A 17,290-nucleotide genomic window follows, 5' to 3' on the forward strand; every position below is an offset into this window, starting at 1 on the left:
TTCACTACATTTTTACACTACACTACGATTTTCCTATATCTTGTATCTCGCCTGATGGGTCCTACCGGGCTTGTTCTGACCAAGAATCGAGTCGAGTCGGCTCGTCATGACGAGCCGACTCGACGTGGAGTTAGGTCAGGACGAGCCGACTCGGCGCAACCTGGGCAAGAGTGCCTAGCGCTTGAGGCCGAGGAGCGCCCAGGCTTCGTCCGTGCTCATCGGCTCACGCTGAGCGACCGCAGCCGCTTCGACGGCTCGCTCGACGAGCTGGCGGTTGGCGTCGACCGGGACACCCTTGGCGAGGGTGAGTACGTCCTCCATCCCGACCCGCAGGTGACCGCCCATGGCCAGCGAGGTGAGCATGACCGGGAGAGTCGAGCGACCGATGCCGGTCGCCGACCACGAGGTCACCTCGTCCGGCAGCGCGGCGACGCCGGCGACCAGCGCGGCCGAGGTGCCGGGCATGCCACCGGGCACGCCCATGACGAAGTCGACGTGGACCTTGCCGCCCGCGGGCAGCCCGTACTTCCCCAGCAGCCGCTGCAGCGCGGCGACGTGGCCCAGGTCGAAGAGCTCGAACTCCGGCACCACGCCGCGCTCCTGGGTGAGCTGGTAGAGCTCGGCGATGAACGGCCACGGGTTGGAGAAGACGTCGTCGCCGAAGTTGGTCGTGCCCATCGTCAGCGAGCAGGAGTCCGGCCCGGCGTCGAGCACCTTCAGCCGCTTGTCCAGCGGGTCATGGACCGACCCGCCGGTGGAGAGCTGCACGATCAGCTCGGTCTTCTCGTGGAGCGCGTCGACGGTCTCGGTGAGCCTCCCCAGGTCGAGCGTCGGCGCATGGTCGTCGTCACGGATGTGGACGTGGATCATCCGCGCCCCCGCCTCCTCGCACTCGACGGCCGTCGCCACCAGCTCTTCCAGCGTCGTCGGCAGCTGCGGGCAGTCTTCCTTCGCAGTCTCTGCTCCGGTGGGTGCCACGGTCACAAGAAGTCCAGACATGAGGACAACCTATCGTGATCCGCCACATAGACCGCAAGATTTCCTTCGCTCGGGAAACCTAGAGGCCGACTGCGTACGCCGGTCGTTTCAGCGACTTGCCGATTCGAACCGGTCGGCGCCACGGACGCGACCACTCGCTCGAGGCCACGACAAGCCCCAGGCAGCACCCGACGTACAGAACCATTCCAGCGAAGAACCCAAGCGCCAACGGAACGCCGGTGTCGCCCAGCATCAGGACCACAGGGACGGCGATGGAACCCGCCACTCCCAGCAGGGTGACCAACCCGATGACCGGCGCTCGACGGCACCGCCCGACAACGAGTCCAGCGATGACGCAGGGCACGAACACCATCCCCAGGCCGAAGAAGAGCAACAGCCCCGGTAGGGGCGCGAGCCTCCACCATCGCGTACGGCCTGAGAGCCGAGCGCCTCGAACGACCCCGAGCCCGATGAACTCGAGCAGTACGAGGCCCACGATCATGCCGGTCCCCTGCAGCGTGAACGACGGGTCGTCGCTGAAGAACCGCATGAAGAGCCGAGCCGCTGCGGCCCAGGCGAGCCCTGTCCCGACGAAAAGGAGGACGGAGCGGCCGAGCTCACCTCGCCTGGACACCCGGAGTCCGACCACTGTGTCCGGCAAGGTTTCGCACGAAGGCGCTGACACGCCTCACCAGGACGAAGACACTGTCGGTGTGCTGACGAGGGGGTTTCGGGAGCCACTCCACGACCAGCCCCGGGTTCTGCTCGTAGAGAGCCGCTTGGCGTGCGATCTGCTCGGCGAACCTCGCCTGTCGGCGAGCCTGCCTGGCGATCTGGACGCGGTGCCGAGCCTGACGGACGGCGATCTCGCGGTCACGGTGGTCCGCCGCGAGGTACAGGGCCATGCGTGGGTCATGCACAGAGGACATTGGTCCCCTCCTTCGAACGTGATGAGTTCGTACAATCACTTCGAAGACGTCTGTACCGGCCACGGTGGGTGACCGGCCGAAGGAGCTTCTTTTCTCACTCGGGGGCTGTCACCCCTCATCCCGTCTCACTCGTCAACAAGAGTGATGGGGACGAGTGCCATGAACGTAGAGACCGTCGCCGGCGAGAGCGCCGACAGCGGACTTCTCGGGGCGCTGTTCGCGAGCGAGGGAGCGGCTCTGGTGCACATGGCACGGTGGTACGTCGATGACAAGACAGCGGCTGAGGACCTCGTCCAGGAGGCCTTCATCCGGCTGGCCAGGCACCTTCACCGACTACGCGACCCGAGCAAGGCGACGGCGTACCTTCGGCGCACCGTCATCAACCTGGCACGGGACCACAACCGCCGGGGGTTCGTGTCGTTTCGCCACCGACCGCCCGCCCAACCCGATGAGCCGTCCACCGAGGCGCTCGCGGGCGACCGGGCCGCTCGGGCAGAGGTGATCGTGGCACTGCGCGCGCTGCCCATGCGGCAGCGCGAGTGCCTCACCTTGCACTACTACTACGACCTCGGCATCGTCGCGATCGCCTCGACCCTCGGGCTGTCGGAGAACTCCGTGAAGACCCACCTGCGACGCGGCCGCAAAACCTTGGCCACAACCCTGGAGGACATCCGATGACTCGGCTCGACGACCTCTTGTACGACGCGATGGGTGACCCGGAGCACCCACCGCAACCCTCGAGCGATCTCTTCGCTCGGGTCGTCGGCAGCATCGCCGAGGACCGGGAGCGCCGGCGCCGCCGGCGGCGCATCGCGGCGATCGTCGCCATCGTGGCCCTGGCGGTCGCAGCCTCGACCGTCATCAACAAGATCCGTCAACTGAACGGGGAGGCAACCATGCCCTGGTGGAGTCTCGAAATCGTGACCACCGCTGTGCTCGTCGGTCTCGCACTCTGGCTCGGGCCACTGATCAAACGGTTCGGCCGCGCATATGCCGCCGACGTGTTCCACGACAACCCGCGGACCGGTAAGAGCTACATCGTGCTGACCGACATCGTCTACTACCTGATCTTCGCCGCCTACATCCTCGTCACGATCCGGTTCCAGCCGGCTGACGGCTGGGGAGCCACTGACGGCGGGATCACCGCCGACCAGCTCAGCGACTCGCTCGCCAGAGTCGCGGGGATCCTGTTCGTCATCGGCTTCCTGCACGCCGTCAACATCGTTCTCATGCCGGTGCTCGGGCGACTGTTCTCGATGAATCGGCGCTTTCCGCCGGAGAACTCCGATCCGACCTGAGCACCAAGGATGTGTTCAAGGAACGCCTCTGGCCCGCCCTGCGAAGCAGGACGGGCCAGAGACACTGACCTTCGAGCGCGGTCAGCCGATCGGGATCGTCACCTCGGCGACATTGCCGACCGCGGCGTGGACCTTCTTGTCCACGGGCTCCGCCTTCGGCGCGAGCGTACGCAGCGTCCACTCGCCGTCGCCGGCGAAGAACCGGAAGTGGCCGGTGGCCGAGGTGGGCACCTCGGCGGTGAACTCGCCGGTGCGGTCGAGCAGTCGCACGTATGCACCGTGGACCGGCTCGCCGCCGCGGGTCACCTGACCCTGGATGACTGCTTCCTTGGCGACATCGACGCCGGCGAGCGAGAGCCCGCCCTCAGTTGCTCCGCACATGCTCAGGCCTCCCCGGGCTCGTCACCGGTGACGACCGGGACGCCGACGAGCGAGCCGTACTCGGTCCACGAGCCGTCGTAGTTCTTCACGTTCTCCTGGCCGAGGAGCTCCTTGAGCACGAACCAGGTGTGCGAGGAGCGCTCGCCGATGCGGCAGTAGGCGATGGTGTCCTTGCTCCAGTCGACGCCGGCCTCGGAGTAGATCTCCTTGAGCTCCTCGTCGGAGCGGAAGGTGCCGTCGTCGTTGGCCGCCTTGGACCACGGGACGTTGGCCGCGGTCGGGATGTGACCGGCGCGCTGGGCCTGCTCCTGCGGGAGGTGGGCCGGGGCGAGGAGGCGGCCGGCGAACTCGTCGGGCGACCGGACGTCGACCAGGTTCTTGACGCCGATGGCCTCGACGGTCTCGTCGCGGAAGGCGCGGATCGAGAGGTCCTGGTCCTTGGCGGTGTAGCTGGCCGCCTCACGGGCGACGGTCTCGTCGGTGAGCTCGCGGGAGTCGAGCTCCCACTTCTTGCGGCCGCCGTCGAGGAGCTTGACGTCCTGGTGGCCGTAGAGCTTGAAGTACCAGAAGGCGTACGCGGCGAACCAGTTGTTGTTGCCGCCATAGAGCACCACGGTGTCGTCGTTGGAGACGCCGCGCTCGGAGAGCAGTGCGGAGAACTGGTCCTTGCTGACGAAGTCGCGGCGCACCTGGTCCTGCAGGTCGGTGGTCCAGTCGAGCTTGATCGCGCCCTTGATGTGGCCCTTGTCGTAGGCGGTGGTGTCTTCGTCGACCTCGATCAGCACGACCTTCGGGTCGTCGAGGTGCTCCTCCACCCACTGGGCGGAGACGAGGGAGTTCTCGCGGGTCATCTAGGTACCTTTCGTTGTGTTTCTTGCGTTCAGGGGACTAGGCGAAACGCCTGATCAGCAGGTAGAGCTCGCAGCCGAGGCAGAACTTGAAGACGGCATTGAGCACGGCCGCGACGAGAGCGAAGCCGAGGGCGATCTGCGCCACGAGCGTGGCGCCGATGAGGTAGCCCACGAGCGCGACCAGCAGGAAGGCGAGGCCGACCCCCTGGGCGAATCGGGGCGGGGCCGGGTCCTCGAGCTCGTCCGGGGCGCCGAGGCGGGGACGTACAAACTTCTTGAAGAGCCAGGAGTGCGGGGTCCGCTGAACGCCGAGACCAGCCCCGATCGCGAAGAGCACGGTCTGAATGGCCGTCACCACCAGAGCCCATGGCTGCGGGAGAAGCAGAGCCAGGATGATGACGACAACGGTCAGCGCCGCAGCGAACTGCGGGCCACGAGGGTCGATTCCGGTCTGTACTGCCGTCTGGCCTGAGGTCTCGGACATAGGTGTGCTCCTGCGAGAGTGGAGGGGAGGTCGTCAGGACGAGCCTGACAGGCGAAAGCGATCCCCGGGGTCGACCAGGTCGACAAATCTCAGGGAATCAGCGGCAGGAACGACACAGCGCCGAGCGCACGCGGCAGTGATCCACTGCGCGGCGCTTGGTCAGCATGGTCGAGAACATGGCAAGACAGTAGCGCGATGCTCGACGGCCACGAAACGAATGTCTCGCCATACGGACAAGCGTGTCAGGATTCGAGATTCACGGCAGGAATCGCACTCAGGACCTGCTCCTTGCGCGGGGCGCCCGAGGCACGTGCGATCTCGTTGCCGGAGCCGTCGATCACCAGGGTCGTCGGCGTACGCATGATGTCGAGGCGGCGCACCAGGTCGAGGTGGTGCTCGGCGTCGATCTCGACGTGCACCACGCCCGGGACGATCTCGGCGACCTCGCCCAGGATCCGCCGGGTCGCCCGGCACGGCGCGCAGAAGGCACTGGAGAACTGCACGAGGGTCGCGCGCGCACCGAGCTCGGTCTCACCCAGTGCGTCGGTGACCGCATCCCACGCGTGCGGCTCGGGTGCGTGATCCTCGTGAGTCACATGGAGCTCCTTCGTGCCTCGGAAGCGGCCGTCACTGAGCATCCGGAACAGGCCGAAGGCGAGGGCGACGGCAATCGCGACGACGGCGATCCAGGCTCCGGTGCTCATGGAACTATTGAACCGGTAATCCGCTCCACTCATTCCCTCGCCGCGCGTCGAAGCCTCTCGTTGGACGCTTCCAGGCGGCGTACGTCCTCCTCCAGGGCCAGCACGCGGGCGATGCCGGCGAGGTTGAGGCCGTCGGCGAGGAGATCACGGATGCGGACGAGACGCTCGACGTCGGCGCGGGAGTAGAGCCGGGTGCCACCCGAGGTCCGCGCAGGATCCACCAGCCCCCGCCGCTCGTAGACGCGGAGGTTCTGGATCTGCATGTCGGCCATCTCTGCAGCCACCGAGATGGCGTAGACAGCCCTGGTTCGCTCCGTCACGCGATCAATTCTGACACGAGGGCTTGAAATCATCTAGCGCTTGGGATATATGAAAGATGTATCCGCTGATATAGATCCCGTGAGGAGGGAAACCATGCTGATCCGAAGCACCGATCCGTTCCGCGAGTTCGATCGCATCACCCAGCAGCTCCTGGGCGGCGGCACCACCAACCGACCGGCCGTGATGCCCATGGATGCCTGGCGCGAGGGCGACCGGTTCGTCATCGAGTTCGACCTTCCCGGCGTCAGCCCGGACACGATCGACCTGGACGTCGAGCGCAACGTGCTCACCGTCAAGGCCGAGCGAGTCGCCAAGAACGGCGACTGGCAGATGCTCGCCAGCGAGCGCGTCCGCGGCAGCTTCAGCCGTCAGCTCGTGCTCGGCGACAACCTCGACCTCGACCACATCGAGGCTGCGTACGACGCCGGCGTGCTGCGTCTGGTCGTGCCGGTCGCAGAGAGGGCCAAGCCGCGCAAGATCGAGATCGCCACGAGCGCCAAGCCGGAGCCCGCCGCGATCGAGTCCTGAGGAAAGGTCCTGTCCCGCCCCGGCAGGCCCTTACGCAGGTGAGTCGCCGGGTGCGGGGCTCCTCAGCCTCTGTCGAACCAGCCTTTTGTCGAACCAGCCTCTGTAGAACTAGCCGCCGGCGAACGGCGGAAGGAACTCAACCGTCGACCCCGGTGGGACCTCGATCCCGCCGGGGTCGCCCGTACCCGCCGGGCGGTCGCCGATGAGTGCCGAGCAGACCTTCAGTACCTCCGGAAGGCGGGTTCCGGCGTGCAGCTCCGCTGCGCGGCGTACGACTTCTGCCAGCGTCAACGGGCCGTCCACCTCGAACCGGTCGGACGGAGTCCCGGCCGCTGACTTGGCCGCGGCCCAGTAGCGGACCTCTATAACATTCGTCACTTTCTCGTGGACATCCTTCCTATGTCACCGTGAGGTTTCGTTAATATGGTGCAACGATCACCTCACCGAGGCTCAATGTTGCGTTTCGGTGCTCCTCTTTCTCTGACCGAGAGGCACCCCCCATGAGCTCGCTTCTGTTGTTGACCAGTTCGCTCCAGCCTTCAGCAGATGTCCTTCCCGGGCTCTCGCTCCTCGGGCATCAGGTGAAGATCCTTCCTGCTGAAGGTAGCGCGCTTCTCGAGGCGCCCGACTCCGACCTGCTGCTCGTAGACGGCCGGCAGGATCTCGCCCAGGCCCGTGACCTGTGTCGTCTGATCCGCACGACCGGCACCGACATCCCCGTTCTGCTGGTCGCCACCGAGGGTGGCCTCGCCGTCGTCGCCCACGACTGGGGCATGGACGACGTCGTGCTGCACACCTGCGGCCCGGCCGAGCTCGAGGCCCGGATCAAGCTCGCGATCGGCCGCATCTCGGCGGCCCGCGAGGCCTCCGACCCCGAGGCCCACGTCATCCGCTCCGGCGAGGTCGTCGTCGACGACGCCACCTACACCGCCAAGATCGGCGGCCGCCCACTCGACCTGACCTTCAAGGAGTTCGAGCTCCTGAAGTTCCTCGCCCAGCACCCGGGCCGTGTCTTCTCCCGCCAGCAGCTGTTGCAGGAGGTGTGGGGCTACGACTACTTCGGCGGCACCCGCACCGTCGACGTCCACGTACGTCGCCTGCGCGCCAAGCTCGGCCCCGAGAACGAGACCCTCATCGGCACCGTCCGCAACGTCGGCTACCGCTTCGTGCTGCCGTCGAAGAACAACGAAGCCGCCGCCGACGGCGCCCGGCTGACCCCGTCTCCTCGCCTGGGAGCCGACGCCTAGGCTGCTCCCATGGCACTCACCGTCGATCAGGTCCTGGCCATCGCGAAGGCGACCGAGGCGTACGACGGCGTGGCGCCGCTCGATGAGGCGACCCTCCTGACGCTGCGCAACCGTCCGGAGGACGCCACGATCTGGGGTGACGTACGCGGCTTCGGCCTGTTGATCGGCACCGAGCTGTCGCTGGTGGTGCTGACCCAGCATCGCGGTGTCGGCCTGGGTCGTCAGCTGCTGCTCCGGGCGCCGTCGCTGGCGTCCGGGACCACGGCCTGGTCCCACGGGGACAACCCGGCGGCTGCCCGGCTGGCCGCGACACAGGGATGGGAGCGCACCCGGGAGCTCTGGGTGATGCGGCGCCCGGTCGCCGGTCTGCCGCCGGCTCCGGAGACTCCGGACGGCATCGTCGTACGCGGCTTCGAGCCCGGCGACGAGGCGGAGCTGCTCCGGGTCAACGCCGCCGCCTTCGCGCACCACCCGGAGCAGGGATCGCTGGATGAGGCCGGTCTGCGCGAGCGGATGGCGGAGTCGTGGTTCGACCCGTCGGGGCTGGTCACCGCGTGGGAGGGCGAGAAGCTCCTGGCGTTCCACTGGACCAAGCGACACAGCGAGACCGAGGGCGAGGTCTACGTCGTCGGTGTCGATCCCGCCGCGCAGGGCCGCGGCCTCGGCAAGCTGGTCACCCTCCTCGGGCTGAACCACCTGGCTGCTGTCGGCGTCGAGCGGATCCATCTCTATGTCGAGGGCGACAACACTCCGGCCGTACGTCTCTACGAAGGTCTCGGCTTCACCCGCGCCGCGGCGGACACGCACGTCCAGTACACCCGCCGCTAGTGTCTTCGCGTGAAGCTGACCGACTCTCAGAATGACCGGGCCGTTGGGGCCATCGTCGGAACCGCGGTGGCGGATGCGCTCGGGGCTCACTACGAGTTCGACCGGCCTCGGCTCGGCGCGGACGAGAAGGCGCAGATGCTCGGCGGCGGGCTCGGCCCGTTCGCGCCCGGGGAATGGACCGACGACACGACGATGGCGTGGTGCATCCTCGACGTCGCCGCGGGCGGTCTCGACCTGCGTACCGAGGAGGGGCTGACCGCGGTCGCCCGCAACTTCCGGACGTGGGCGGAGTCGGACCCCAAGGACATCGGCAACCAGACCGCCCGGGTGCTCAACACCGCTGGTCCCGCGCCGACCGCCGCGCAGCTGCAACAGGTCTCGGAGAAGCTGCACGAGACGACCGGCCACACCGGAGGCAACGGATCCCTGATGCGTACCGCTCCGGTCCCGCTCCGCTATCTCGGCGACCGCCCGGCCGTCGCCGAGGCAGCTGCCGCGGTGAGCGCCCTGACCCACTGGGACGAGCACGCCCGGTCCGGCTGCGTCCTGTGGTCCCTGGCGATCGAGCACGCGGTGATGTACGGCGAGCTCGACGTACGCTCCGGCCTCTCCCTCCTCTCCTCCGCCGAGGCCACCTTCTGGACCGAGAAGCTCGACGAGGCCGAGACCGCACCGCCGGCGACCTTCAATCCCAACGGCTGGGTCGTCACCGCACTGCAGGCCGCCTGGTCCTCCATCGCCCAGACCCCGGTGCCCGAGGCCGACCCCGCGAGCCACTACGTCGACGCGCTCAACACCGCGATCCGGATCGGCAACGACACCGACACCGTCGCCGCCATCGCCGGCGGCCTCCTCGGTGCCCGCTGGGGCGCCACCGCCATCCCGGCCGAGTGGCGCGAGCTCAGCCACGGCTACCCCGGCATCACCGGCGCCGTCCTCGCCGCGCTCGCCCTCGACACCGTTGCCGCGAGCCATCCCTGACCGTCGAGTCGGCAGAAATAACGCGCCGAGAAGGTAGTTGTGGGCGATGAAAGTAGAGATTCGTCGCCCACAACTACCTTCTCGGCCACCACAACTGCAGGGTCGAGCCCAACGGGCTGGAACCGGTCAGCGCAAGGGGCGGATGTGGAGGCCGATCTCGGGGTCGACGAGGACCTCCTGAGCGACCGGCATCCCGTCCACGACGAGCTGCGCTTCCACAGGTACGTTGCGCTTGACCAGCCCCAACGCGATCGGGCCGAGCTCGTGATGACGAGCCGACGAGCCGACGAAGCCCACACTCTTGGCGACCGTCTCCTCACCGAAGACCAGCTCCGAACCGGCGGCGGGCAGCCGGTTCTCCGAGCCGTCGAGGTGGAGCAGCACCAGGCGCCGCGGCGGGCGGCCGAGCGTGTGGACGCGGGCGACCGTCTCCTGGCCGCGGTAGCAGCCCTTGTCGAGATGGACCGCGTACTCCGGGCCGACGGTCTCTTCCGAACCCGGCACCCAGCCGACCTCGTTGGGAATCGTGCGCGCATCGGTGTCCACGCCGAACCGCGGCTCACCGCGCTCGATCCGGAGAGCCTCGAACGCCCAGAACCCGCAGGCGGGGCCCGCGGCAGCGGCGTACGTCTCCAACGACTCGCGCGGGACGAACGAGTAGCCCTGCGAGGGACGCCAGACGGAGGCCTGCGACGGCTCAGCCGTCACGGTCACGTCGGACCAGAACTTCATCCGCTCCAGGTAGGCGACCAGGGCCTCACCGGCCCCCGGCTCGGTCCACGCCAGGAAGGAGGAGCCGTCGTCGACGCCGGAGAAGAAGTGCTCGACATGTCCCTGCGGCGACAGGATCAGGGCCGAGGTCCAGACCCCGGGAGCCAGTCCCTCGAAGGCCTGCGAGGTCAGCGAGTGCAGCCAGGTCAGCCGGTCGGGACCGGCGATCCGTAGGACGTCACGGTGGGAGAGGTCGACGAATCCCTCACCGGAGGCCAACGTCCGCTGCTCCAGGTTGAACGATCCGTAGTGCGCGGCGACGGGTGCGTCGGCACCATCGCCGGCGACGGCACCGGGCAGGGACAGAAGCGGGCTGGCGGTCATCATGGCTCCTTGGAAGAACAGTCGACGCACGCCCCGAAGACGGTCAGATGAGCGACATCTACCTCGAAGGCGTACTCCTCACGCAGCCGCTCGCTGATTCCGTCGGCCACTGAGGGGTCAACACTGGTGACCTTCTGACACTTCCTGCACACCGCATGAAAATGCGGACGGCCGGAGACGGAGTGGTAGGTCGAGGCCCGCTCGCCCAGGTGGGCGTGGCGCACCAGTCCCAGCTCCTCGAGCACCTCGAGGTTGCGGTAGACGGTGGAGAGGTTGATCGCCGAGGACGACTCGCGTACGACCGCGAGCACTTCCTCGGGGGTGGCGTGCCGCAGCCGCTCAATGGCGCCGAGGACCAGCTCGCGCTGGGGCGTGAGTCGATAGCCCTTCGCCCGAAGGGCCTCGCGCCAGTCCTCAGCGGCCTCGGTCATCGCGACTACTTGTTGACTCGCTTGAGCCGCGCCCACAGGTGGGGCTGCAGCGCCTGGCCCATCGCGGCCATGTCGAAGGCGTAGAGAAGGTCACCCTCGACGTTGCCGTAGAGGCGCTTGCCGGCGGTGTACTCCTTCGCGGTCTCCGTGCGGGCGACCGCGTCGGTGGTGAGGTCGAGCTTGCCGCCCTCGGCCTTGCCGTACCAAACCTCGACGATGCCGGTGTTGTGCGTCATCACCCACTCAACCTCGCCCTCGGGGCGGAAGCGCACGAAGCCGGTCTCCAGCGCCGCGTCGCGCACCTTCTCGCCGGTCTCGGGGTCGATGATCCACGAGCGCGCGAAGTAGTGGAAGAACGGTCGCCCGTCGTGGGTGAAGATCAGCTCCTGCCCGAACTCGAACTTGTCGATCGTCGGGTAGTCACCGTGTCCGTTGCCCTGCCAGGTGCCGAGCATCCACGCACAGGGACCGGCATCGGGGTGAAGGTTCTCCGGAAGTTCGAAAGCCACACGCCGAGTTTAGGCCGTACGTCGGCTACGACCCGAAACGCAAGCGCTAGTGTGCTCGGCATGCAAGAACTCGTGGTGAAGGTGACCGTGGGTGCCGAGGCGCCCGAGCGTACGAACCAGGCCTTCACGGTCGCCTCCGCGGCCGCGACAGCCGGCGCGAAGGTGTCCCTCTGGCTCACCGGTGAGGCGACCTGGTTCGCGGTCCCCGGGCGCGCGGAGGAGTTCACGCTCGAGAACGCGGCGCCGCTGCAGGAGCTGATCGGTCTGGTCATCGAGGCCGGCCAGGTGACCGTGTGCAGCCAGTGCGCCTCCCGCCGCGACCTGTCCGAGGAGGACCTCATCGACGGTGTCACCATCAAGGGCGCGGTCGTGTTCGCGGAGGAGATCCTGCGCGACGGCGTGCAGGCACTCGTCTACTGAGACCCCCTTACCAGAACTACACCAATGTAGTTCCAGGTAGCAGGCGTGTTAATCCTCTCGGAGACTCCACACACCGCCTACTTCGCCGTTAGCATTCACCCTCGTGAGCACGCAGACCCCCAGTGGCAAGTGGTGGAGCCGTGATTCGGCCGCCCAGCCGGGTGACGACGAGGACCTGACGGCGCGCGCTGCGGAGTTGGCCCGCGCCGCTGCCGCAGCCGAGTCACTTCGCATCTCAGCCGAACAGGCGGCCGCCGAGCAGGCGGCCGAGCGGCTGGTGGCCGAGGAGTCCGCCGCCCAGCACGCGACCGCCCGCGCGAAGGCCGACGAGACCGCCAAGCTCCACGCTGAGCTGGCCGCCGACGCCCACCAGGCGCGCGAGGTCGCGGAGAAGGCAGCCGAGGAGTACGCCCGCGCCCGAGTCGAGGCCGAGAAGCTCGCCGACACCCGTGCCAAGGAGCGCGCCGAGGCCGAGGAGGCCGCCCTCGCGAGGGGCAAGGAGCTGGAGGCGGCCGAGCGCCGCCTGCTCGAGGCCGCTCGTGTCGCCGAGGAGCAAGCCACCGCCCGCACCGAGGCCGAGGAGGCCGCCCGCGCCAAGGCCGAGGAGGCCGCCGCCGCGGCCGCCTCCGCCGCTGAGGCTCACACCAAGGCAGCAGAGCACGCCGAGCTGGCCCAGGCCGCCTACGCCGCGCGCAGCGTCGCGGAGGCAGCCGCCGAGGACCGCCTCGAGGAGATGGACGAGCTTCGCGACGCGCTGGCGGCAGCCGAGAAGGCCGCCCGCAAGGCCGCTGACGAGGCCCGCGCCGCCTATGAGGCACGCAGCGAGGCGGAGGCCGCCGCCGAGGCCGCCTACACCGCTCGCGCCGCGGCCGACACCCGTTCCGAGGAGCTCGCGCGGATGCGCGAGGAGGCCGACGCGGCCGCAGCCGGCCGGGCCGACGAGGCGCTGGCCGCGTTCACCGCGCGCCAGGCAGCCGAGCAGGCCGCCAACGACCGGGCGACCGAGGCCGAGAAGGCAGCCGCTGCGCGCATCACGGCCGAGGAGTCCGCGGTCGCGATGGCGACCCAGGCCGAGCAGGCCGAGCAGGCCCGCAAGGAGGCCGAGGCTGCGGCCGAGGCCGCCTATGCCGCCGCGGAGGCGGCCGCGACCGGCCGCGCCGAGGCCGAGGAAGCGGCGAAGGAGGCCTTCGAGGAGCGCAAGTCCGCCGACGCCAACGCCGAGGACCACGCGATGACCCGTGCCGCGGCCGAGGCCACCGCGGCCGACCAGTACGCCGTGGCAGCCGAGGCGCTTGCCGCGCGCACCGAGGCGGAGGAGGCCGCGCTGCGTGCCTTCAAGGCCGCCGACGCCGCCAACGACGCCCGTCTCGAGGCCGAGAAGAGCGCGAAGCAGTACGCCGAGTTCGCCGCTGCCGCCGCGCACGAGGCCAACGAGAACGAGGAGCGCTACCGGCAGCTCACCGAGCTCGCCTCCCAGGCCGAGCAGGCGGCCGAGTCCGCCAACCTCGCCCGGATGGCGGCCGACCAGCGCGCCTCCGAGCACGCCGATCTCGCGGTGCAGGCCCTGGAGGGCCGCCGCGCTGCCGAGCGTGCCGCGACCGAGGCCAACGAAGGTCGCCGCGCGGCGGAGTCCGCGCTGCGTACCGCCCACGAGTCGATGACCGAGGTCATCACCGCGCAGGCGCGCGAGCGTGAAGAGGCCGAGCGCCGGATGACGGAGATGATGAACCGTCTCGCCGACGTCCAGCAGCAGGCCGCCGACGCCGTACGCCTTCGGGCCGAGGCCGAGGAGGTCGCCGGCCAGAAGGCGATCGACCGCCAGGCCGTCGAGGCCTCGATCCTGCACAACACCCAGCTGGTCGAGCAGGCCATCGTCGACCGGCAGATCGCCGAGCGCCGCAGCGCCCAGCTCGCCAAGCAGCTCGCCGACCTGCGCGAGGCCGTCATGCTCGCGGTCAAGGGCGGCAGCACCAACAAGCGTGCGATGCAGGCCCTGGAGCTCACCCTCGCCGCGACCCCGTCGCCGCCCGAGGCGCAGTTCCCGATCCCGGACGCTCCTGACGAGCCGCTCGTGGTCGAGCCCATCGAGCGGATCGAGCCCGGGAAGGCCACCGCGCCCGCGCCGGTCGACTCACCGGCAGCGCCGCCGGCCGGTCCTCCGACCGCGCCTGTGTCGCTGCCCGAGCGGCAGGCCGGCAAGAAGCAGGCCAACAAGTCGCAGTCCGAGGGCTCCCCTGCGCAGCCGGCGGACCTGCCCGACACCCCGAGTGACTCCCTCCCCCAGCGCTCGAGCGGCTGGCTGGCGGCGGTCAAGCTCGCCGAGTCCGGCAAGTTCCCCGGTGCCAAGATCCCCGGCGCCGGCAGCTCCGTGCCCGAGGCCGCCACGGCTGCCGACGACGCGTTCGCCGACGAGTCGGAGGGCGAGCCGGTCGGCACCAAGAGGATCACCGTCCGCACCTTCAGGCCCGACGACGGCTCGCTCATGACCGAGAGCACCGTCACGGTCACCGAGGAGGGTGTGCTCGACGTACGCAAGGACGAGCAGACCCACACCTACGACCTCTACGACACCCACACCGACATCACCATCAAGGGTGAGCCGGCCGCCGACGAGTGGGTCGTCGAGTTCAACACCGACGAGGCGGGTGCGGTCCAGGTCGACAAGTCGATGGTCGACCCCGAGGCGTTCCAGCGGGAAGTTCTCCGCTGGCGTCCCGACATGGCTGGTTGAGCGGGCTCGTTGGGATACCCGGTTAACCGGGTATCCCTGCACTTCTCAGGCGTTGCAACACCTGAGAAGTGCAGGAAATGCCAGAGAAGTCAGAGGTTGTCGCGCAGGACCTGCGCGATCTCGAGCACAGCGGCGCGTGAGGTACGTCCGGCGCCGACCACGTTCAGGAACCCGTGGATCTGGTCGGCGAAGCGCCGGTGCACGACCTTGACCCCGGCCTCGTCGAGCTTGGCGGCGTACGCCTCGCCCTCATCGCGCAGCGGGTCGAAACCCGCGGTCGCGACGTACGCCGGGGCGATCCCGGTCGCCGGGATCTCCGCGTACAGCGGAGCGTGGCGCGGGTCGCGGCGGTCGATGTCCTCGGGCAGGTAGTTGTCGGTCGCCGCGGCGATGAAGTCGGCGGTCAGGTAGAAGCCCTCGCTGAGATCCTCGCGGCTGCGGGTGTTCGCCTCCGACTGCGTCACCGGGTAGATGAGCAGCTGGAACGCGCAGTCCTCCCCGACGGCGAGCGCGACCCCGGCGGCCAGGTTGCCGCCGGCGGAGTCACCGCCGACCCCGATCCGGGCCGGGTCCGCGCCGAGCTCGGTCGCATGCTCGACCGCCCAACGGAACGCCGCGACGGAGTCGTCGTACGCCGCCGGGAACGGTGACTCCGGCGCCAGCCGGTAGTCGACCGAGAGCACCTTGACGCCCGACTCGCTGGCCAGCAGCCGGCAGGGAGCGTCGTGGGAGTCGAGGTCACCGAAGATGAAGCCGCCGCCGTGCAGGAAGACCAGCAGCGGCGCGTTGCCCGAGGCGCCCTCCGGGACGTAGAGCCGCGCCTTCAGCCCCGCGGCCCAGAGCTCGCGTACCGACCCGATCTCCTGGCGACCGCCCCCGAGCTGCGACTGCCGCAGCAGCGCCACCCGCCCCTTCGGGATCGGCAGCGTCGACGGGTCCGGCTCCCCCGACACCTTCATCAGCGCGAGCATGATCTGCGTGTCCACCGCGAGCGTCTGCCCGTCGTACGTCACCGGCTTGCCGACCAGCCGCCGCTGTACCGGAGCCGGGAGGTTCAATGCCGCCGTGAACGCGGGCCGCTTCACCGGCACCAGCAGCGGATCGATCAGGGACGACGCACGCGCGAGAATCGACATGCGCCCAAACTACCCGCTAGTAGGGACATCGTGTAACAGGTAGTTCGCCAGACGACCCCGAGTCCGCCAAGCGGCGCCCTTGCATGCGGTCGCTGGGTTTCTACCACCTGCTCGCCGTGATGGCCTCGATCGCGGAAGGTGTTCGCCCAACTGCGAGCAGGCGTCATGACGCCCCCAAGCCGTACACGTGCCTACCCGCTCAGATACGTCGACTGAAGCGGCCAAGTCCCGGGCGAACGAAAATTCGTTCGCCCGCTCGCGCTCGACTGCGCCCTCGGTCCCCTGTCGCATCGACCATCGCCTCGATCACGCTGCGGCTGAACTCGCTCTCCTTGTCCGGGGCAACGACCGTAATCAGGTACAGGCCGTCCGCGACCAGAGTGACATCGTACGGCTCGAATCGACCCCGACGGCGACCGTACGGGTCCTCGAGCGCAGTAACCGCAATCGAGCCAGCGTCGAAGCGGCGATACATCAAGCACAGTGGCGCCTGCGATCCGCACTCCATCCGCGCGGCCCGCCGAGCCGAGCCCTTCGATCTCGACCGTCATGTTCGGCCATCGCTCTCCCCACTCCGAGATGAAGCGCGCGATCTTCAGATCGATCGGCCCCGAGCTGATCAGGACGTGATCACATCCCGTGACCATCAGCCGACGCCGACCGCGGCAAGTAGGCCCTCCAGCAGATCGTCTGCGAGGTCTTCGATAGCTCGTCGCTCCTTCTCGCCATACGGCCCGGTCGCCCCGAGCATTGCTGGATACAGGGACGGCAAAGCCCCCACCGTCGCGCCGCGCAGGACTCCGCCATTCGCCCTCCAACGATGGGATGCGAGTTCGATCTCACCCCGGAGAGCAGCGAGCGCCGCTGAGTCGATCCTGCTCCCAATTCTGATCTCGGCCGCGAACTCGATGAGTTGCTCCACCAGAGAATCGTCACTCGACGTCATTCGACCCCACCGAACCCGGCGAACGCCGTGAACCGGTAGCGGTTCTCCTCGGCATCGAAGACGACATCGATCTCGCGGGCACGCAGCCCGAACTGATTCTCCGCCCATCGACACATCGCGACAGCCAACCCTTCTACCTGGAAGTCCGTCTCGACAAAGCTGACGTCGTCAACCGTCACGTGCACCGCGCGGCGGTGGCGACGGACGACATCAGCAGCAACCGTCGTCCAACCAGCACGCAACGCATCGACATGATCGAGCGCCAGCCCGGCCGCGGCCCCAGAGAACTCAAGGGTCGTCGCGCCGCCACCATCGGCAGAGCGATCGACCGGGTCGCCGTATCGAACCTTCGCGGTGATGGAGATCCAGATCCCCCAAGAGGACCGCAGGACCTTGAAGACGTACGTACTCCACGTCTCGTCCACCATCTGTCCACCTCCCTGGTCGAACCTGGGCGGCTCCGGCGTCGCCCGACGCCGCAACCTACTGCGC

The 17,290-nt window shown here is 68.5% G+C and carries 23 protein-coding genes; 8 read left to right on the plus strand and 15 right to left on the minus strand.

The window, feature by feature from the left end:
• Positions 1–174: 174 nt before the first annotated feature.
• From ABZY89_RS18205 to ABZY89_RS18215, 3 genes are read right to left on the minus strand one after another with little or no spacing between them, the layout of a single operon-like run.
• Positions 175–999, minus strand: a complete 825-nt coding sequence (locus ABZY89_RS18205) for a 3-keto-5-aminohexanoate cleavage protein (RefSeq protein ID WP_355229437.1) — start codon at positions 997–999, stop codon at positions 175–177.
• A gap of 58 nt (positions 1,000–1,057) precedes the next feature.
• A complete protein-coding gene (locus ABZY89_RS18210) occupies positions 1,058–1,612 on the minus strand; it encodes a hypothetical protein (protein WP_355229438.1) in 555 nt (184 codons plus the stop codon).
• Positions 1,596–1,907, minus strand: coding sequence for a hypothetical protein (locus ABZY89_RS18215; protein ID WP_355229440.1), 312 nt, complete (start codon positions 1,905–1,907; stop codon positions 1,596–1,598). Before ABZY89_RS18215 ends, ABZY89_RS18210 begins: the two co-directional genes overlap by 17 nt.
• Positions 1,908–2,066: 159 nt before the next feature.
• Between ABZY89_RS18215 and ABZY89_RS18220 the strand changes: the two genes are divergently transcribed.
• Together ABZY89_RS18220 and ABZY89_RS18225 are read left to right on the plus strand one after the other, a co-directional pair.
• Positions 2,067–2,585 carry a sigma-70 family RNA polymerase sigma factor gene (locus tag ABZY89_RS18220; RefSeq protein WP_355229442.1) on the plus strand — a complete coding sequence of 173 codons (519 nt, stop codon included), beginning with the start codon at positions 2,067–2,069 and terminating at the stop codon, positions 2,583–2,585.
• Complete coding sequence (locus tag ABZY89_RS18225; RefSeq protein WP_355229444.1) at positions 2,582–3,205, plus strand: hypothetical protein; 624 nt, start codon at positions 2,582–2,584, stop codon at positions 3,203–3,205. Before ABZY89_RS18220 ends, ABZY89_RS18225 begins: the two co-directional genes overlap by 4 nt.
• An 81-nt stretch (positions 3,206–3,286) precedes the next feature.
• On the opposite strand, the gene ABZY89_RS18230 is transcribed toward ABZY89_RS18225, so the two are convergent.
• The 5 genes from ABZY89_RS18230 to ABZY89_RS18250 all read right to left on the minus strand — a co-directional run bounded on the left by ABZY89_RS18230 (position 3,287) and on the right by ABZY89_RS18250 (position 5,945).
• Positions 3,287–3,586, minus strand: a complete 300-nt coding sequence (locus tag ABZY89_RS18230; protein WP_045549621.1) for a DUF1416 domain-containing protein — start codon at positions 3,584–3,586, stop codon at positions 3,287–3,289.
• 2 nt (positions 3,587–3,588) lie between these two features.
• Positions 3,589–4,437 (minus strand): sulfurtransferase, encoded by an 849-nt coding sequence (locus tag ABZY89_RS18235; RefSeq protein WP_355229446.1) that lies wholly within the window; start codon positions 4,435–4,437, stop codon positions 3,589–3,591.
• 37 nt (positions 4,438–4,474) lie between these two features.
• The gene (locus ABZY89_RS18240) at positions 4,475–4,921 is read right to left on the minus strand and encodes a DUF4395 domain-containing protein (RefSeq protein WP_355229448.1); all 447 of its coding nucleotides are present in this window, start codon (positions 4,919–4,921) and stop codon (positions 4,475–4,477) included.
• Positions 4,922–5,163: 242 nt separating this feature from the next.
• Positions 5,164–5,625 carry a thioredoxin family protein gene (locus tag ABZY89_RS18245; RefSeq protein ID WP_355229450.1) on the minus strand — a complete coding sequence of 154 codons (462 nt, stop codon included), beginning with the start codon at positions 5,623–5,625 and terminating at the stop codon, positions 5,164–5,166.
• A 29-nt stretch (positions 5,626–5,654) separates the two neighbouring features.
• On the minus strand, positions 5,655–5,945 hold the full coding sequence (locus tag ABZY89_RS18250; RefSeq protein ID WP_355229451.1) for a MerR family transcriptional regulator: 291 nt from the start codon (positions 5,943–5,945) through the stop codon (positions 5,655–5,657).
• 94 nt (positions 5,946–6,039) lie between these two features.
• Between ABZY89_RS18250 and ABZY89_RS18255 the strand changes: the two genes are divergently transcribed.
• Positions 6,040–6,474, plus strand: coding sequence for an HSP20 family small heat-shock protein (locus tag ABZY89_RS18255; RefSeq protein ID WP_355229452.1), 435 nt, complete (start codon positions 6,040–6,042; stop codon positions 6,472–6,474).
• Positions 6,475–6,582: 108 nt separating this feature from the next.
• Here the strand turns inward: ABZY89_RS18255 and ABZY89_RS18260 are convergent, their stop codons facing one another.
• The gene (locus ABZY89_RS18260; RefSeq protein WP_355229454.1) at positions 6,583–6,852 is read right to left on the minus strand and encodes a MoaD/ThiS family protein; all 270 of its coding nucleotides are present in this window, start codon (positions 6,850–6,852) and stop codon (positions 6,583–6,585) included.
• A gap of 122 nt (positions 6,853–6,974) precedes the next feature.
• On the opposite strand from ABZY89_RS18260, the gene ABZY89_RS18265 reads away from it, so the two are divergent.
• The 3 genes from ABZY89_RS18265 to ABZY89_RS18275 are packed head-to-tail and all read left to right on the plus strand — an operon-like array spanning position 6,975 to position 9,530.
• Complete coding sequence (locus tag ABZY89_RS18265; RefSeq protein WP_091045869.1) at positions 6,975–7,721, plus strand: response regulator transcription factor; 747 nt, start codon at positions 6,975–6,977, stop codon at positions 7,719–7,721.
• A gap of 9 nt (positions 7,722–7,730) precedes the next feature.
• Complete coding sequence (mshD, locus tag ABZY89_RS18270) at positions 7,731–8,549, plus strand: mycothiol synthase (protein ID WP_355229456.1); 819 nt, start codon at positions 7,731–7,733, stop codon at positions 8,547–8,549.
• A 9-nt stretch (positions 8,550–8,558) separates the two neighbouring features.
• Positions 8,559–9,530: an ADP-ribosylglycohydrolase family protein gene (locus ABZY89_RS18275; protein ID WP_355229458.1), complete on the plus strand. Its 972-nt coding sequence runs from the start codon at positions 8,559–8,561 to the stop codon at positions 9,528–9,530.
• A gap of 126 nt (positions 9,531–9,656) precedes the next feature.
• On the opposite strand, the gene ABZY89_RS18280 is transcribed toward ABZY89_RS18275, so the two are convergent.
• The 3 genes from ABZY89_RS18280 to ABZY89_RS18290 are packed head-to-tail and all read right to left on the minus strand — an operon-like array spanning position 9,657 to position 11,565.
• A complete protein-coding gene (locus tag ABZY89_RS18280; protein WP_355229460.1) occupies positions 9,657–10,628 on the minus strand; it encodes a folate-binding protein in 972 nt (323 codons plus the stop codon).
• The gene (locus ABZY89_RS18285) at positions 10,625–11,056 is read right to left on the minus strand and encodes a Fur family transcriptional regulator (protein ID WP_355229462.1); all 432 of its coding nucleotides are present in this window, start codon (positions 11,054–11,056) and stop codon (positions 10,625–10,627) included. The genes ABZY89_RS18280 and ABZY89_RS18285 overlap by 4 nt, the downstream gene beginning before the upstream one ends.
• A 5-nt stretch (positions 11,057–11,061) precedes the next feature.
• A complete protein-coding gene (locus tag ABZY89_RS18290) occupies positions 11,062–11,565 on the minus strand; it encodes an FABP family protein (protein ID WP_091045857.1) in 504 nt (167 codons plus the stop codon).
• 60 nt (positions 11,566–11,625) lie between these two features.
• Here ABZY89_RS18290 and ABZY89_RS18295 point away from each other — a divergent pair, with 60 nt between their 5' ends.
• The gene (locus tag ABZY89_RS18295; RefSeq protein WP_355229464.1) at positions 11,626–11,985 is read left to right on the plus strand and encodes a DsrE family protein; all 360 of its coding nucleotides are present in this window, start codon (positions 11,626–11,628) and stop codon (positions 11,983–11,985) included.
• A 103-nt stretch (positions 11,986–12,088) separates the two neighbouring features.
• The gene (locus tag ABZY89_RS18300; RefSeq protein WP_355229465.1) at positions 12,089–14,716 is read left to right on the plus strand and encodes a hypothetical protein; all 2,628 of its coding nucleotides are present in this window, start codon (positions 12,089–12,091) and stop codon (positions 14,714–14,716) included.
• Between the two features lie 89 nt (positions 14,717–14,805).
• On the opposite strand, the gene ABZY89_RS18305 is transcribed toward ABZY89_RS18300, so the two are convergent.
• From ABZY89_RS18305 to ABZY89_RS18315, 3 genes are all read right to left on the minus strand, one after another.
• Positions 14,806–15,852, minus strand: a complete 1,047-nt coding sequence (locus ABZY89_RS18305) for an alpha/beta hydrolase (protein WP_355229467.1) — start codon at positions 15,850–15,852, stop codon at positions 14,806–14,808.
• A 646-nt stretch (positions 15,853–16,498) separates the two neighbouring features.
• Positions 16,499–16,774, minus strand: coding sequence for a hypothetical protein (locus ABZY89_RS18310; RefSeq protein WP_355229468.1), 276 nt, complete (start codon positions 16,772–16,774; stop codon positions 16,499–16,501).
• Positions 16,775–16,794: 20 nt separating this feature from the next.
• Positions 16,795–17,226, minus strand: a complete 432-nt coding sequence (locus ABZY89_RS18315; protein WP_355229470.1) for a hypothetical protein — start codon at positions 17,224–17,226, stop codon at positions 16,795–16,797.
• Positions 17,227–17,290 lie beyond the last annotated feature (64 nt).

It is taken from the genome of Nocardioides sp. NPDC006303, assembly GCF_040613175.1.
GTDB lineage: Bacteria > Actinomycetota > Actinomycetes > Propionibacteriales > Nocardioidaceae > Nocardioides.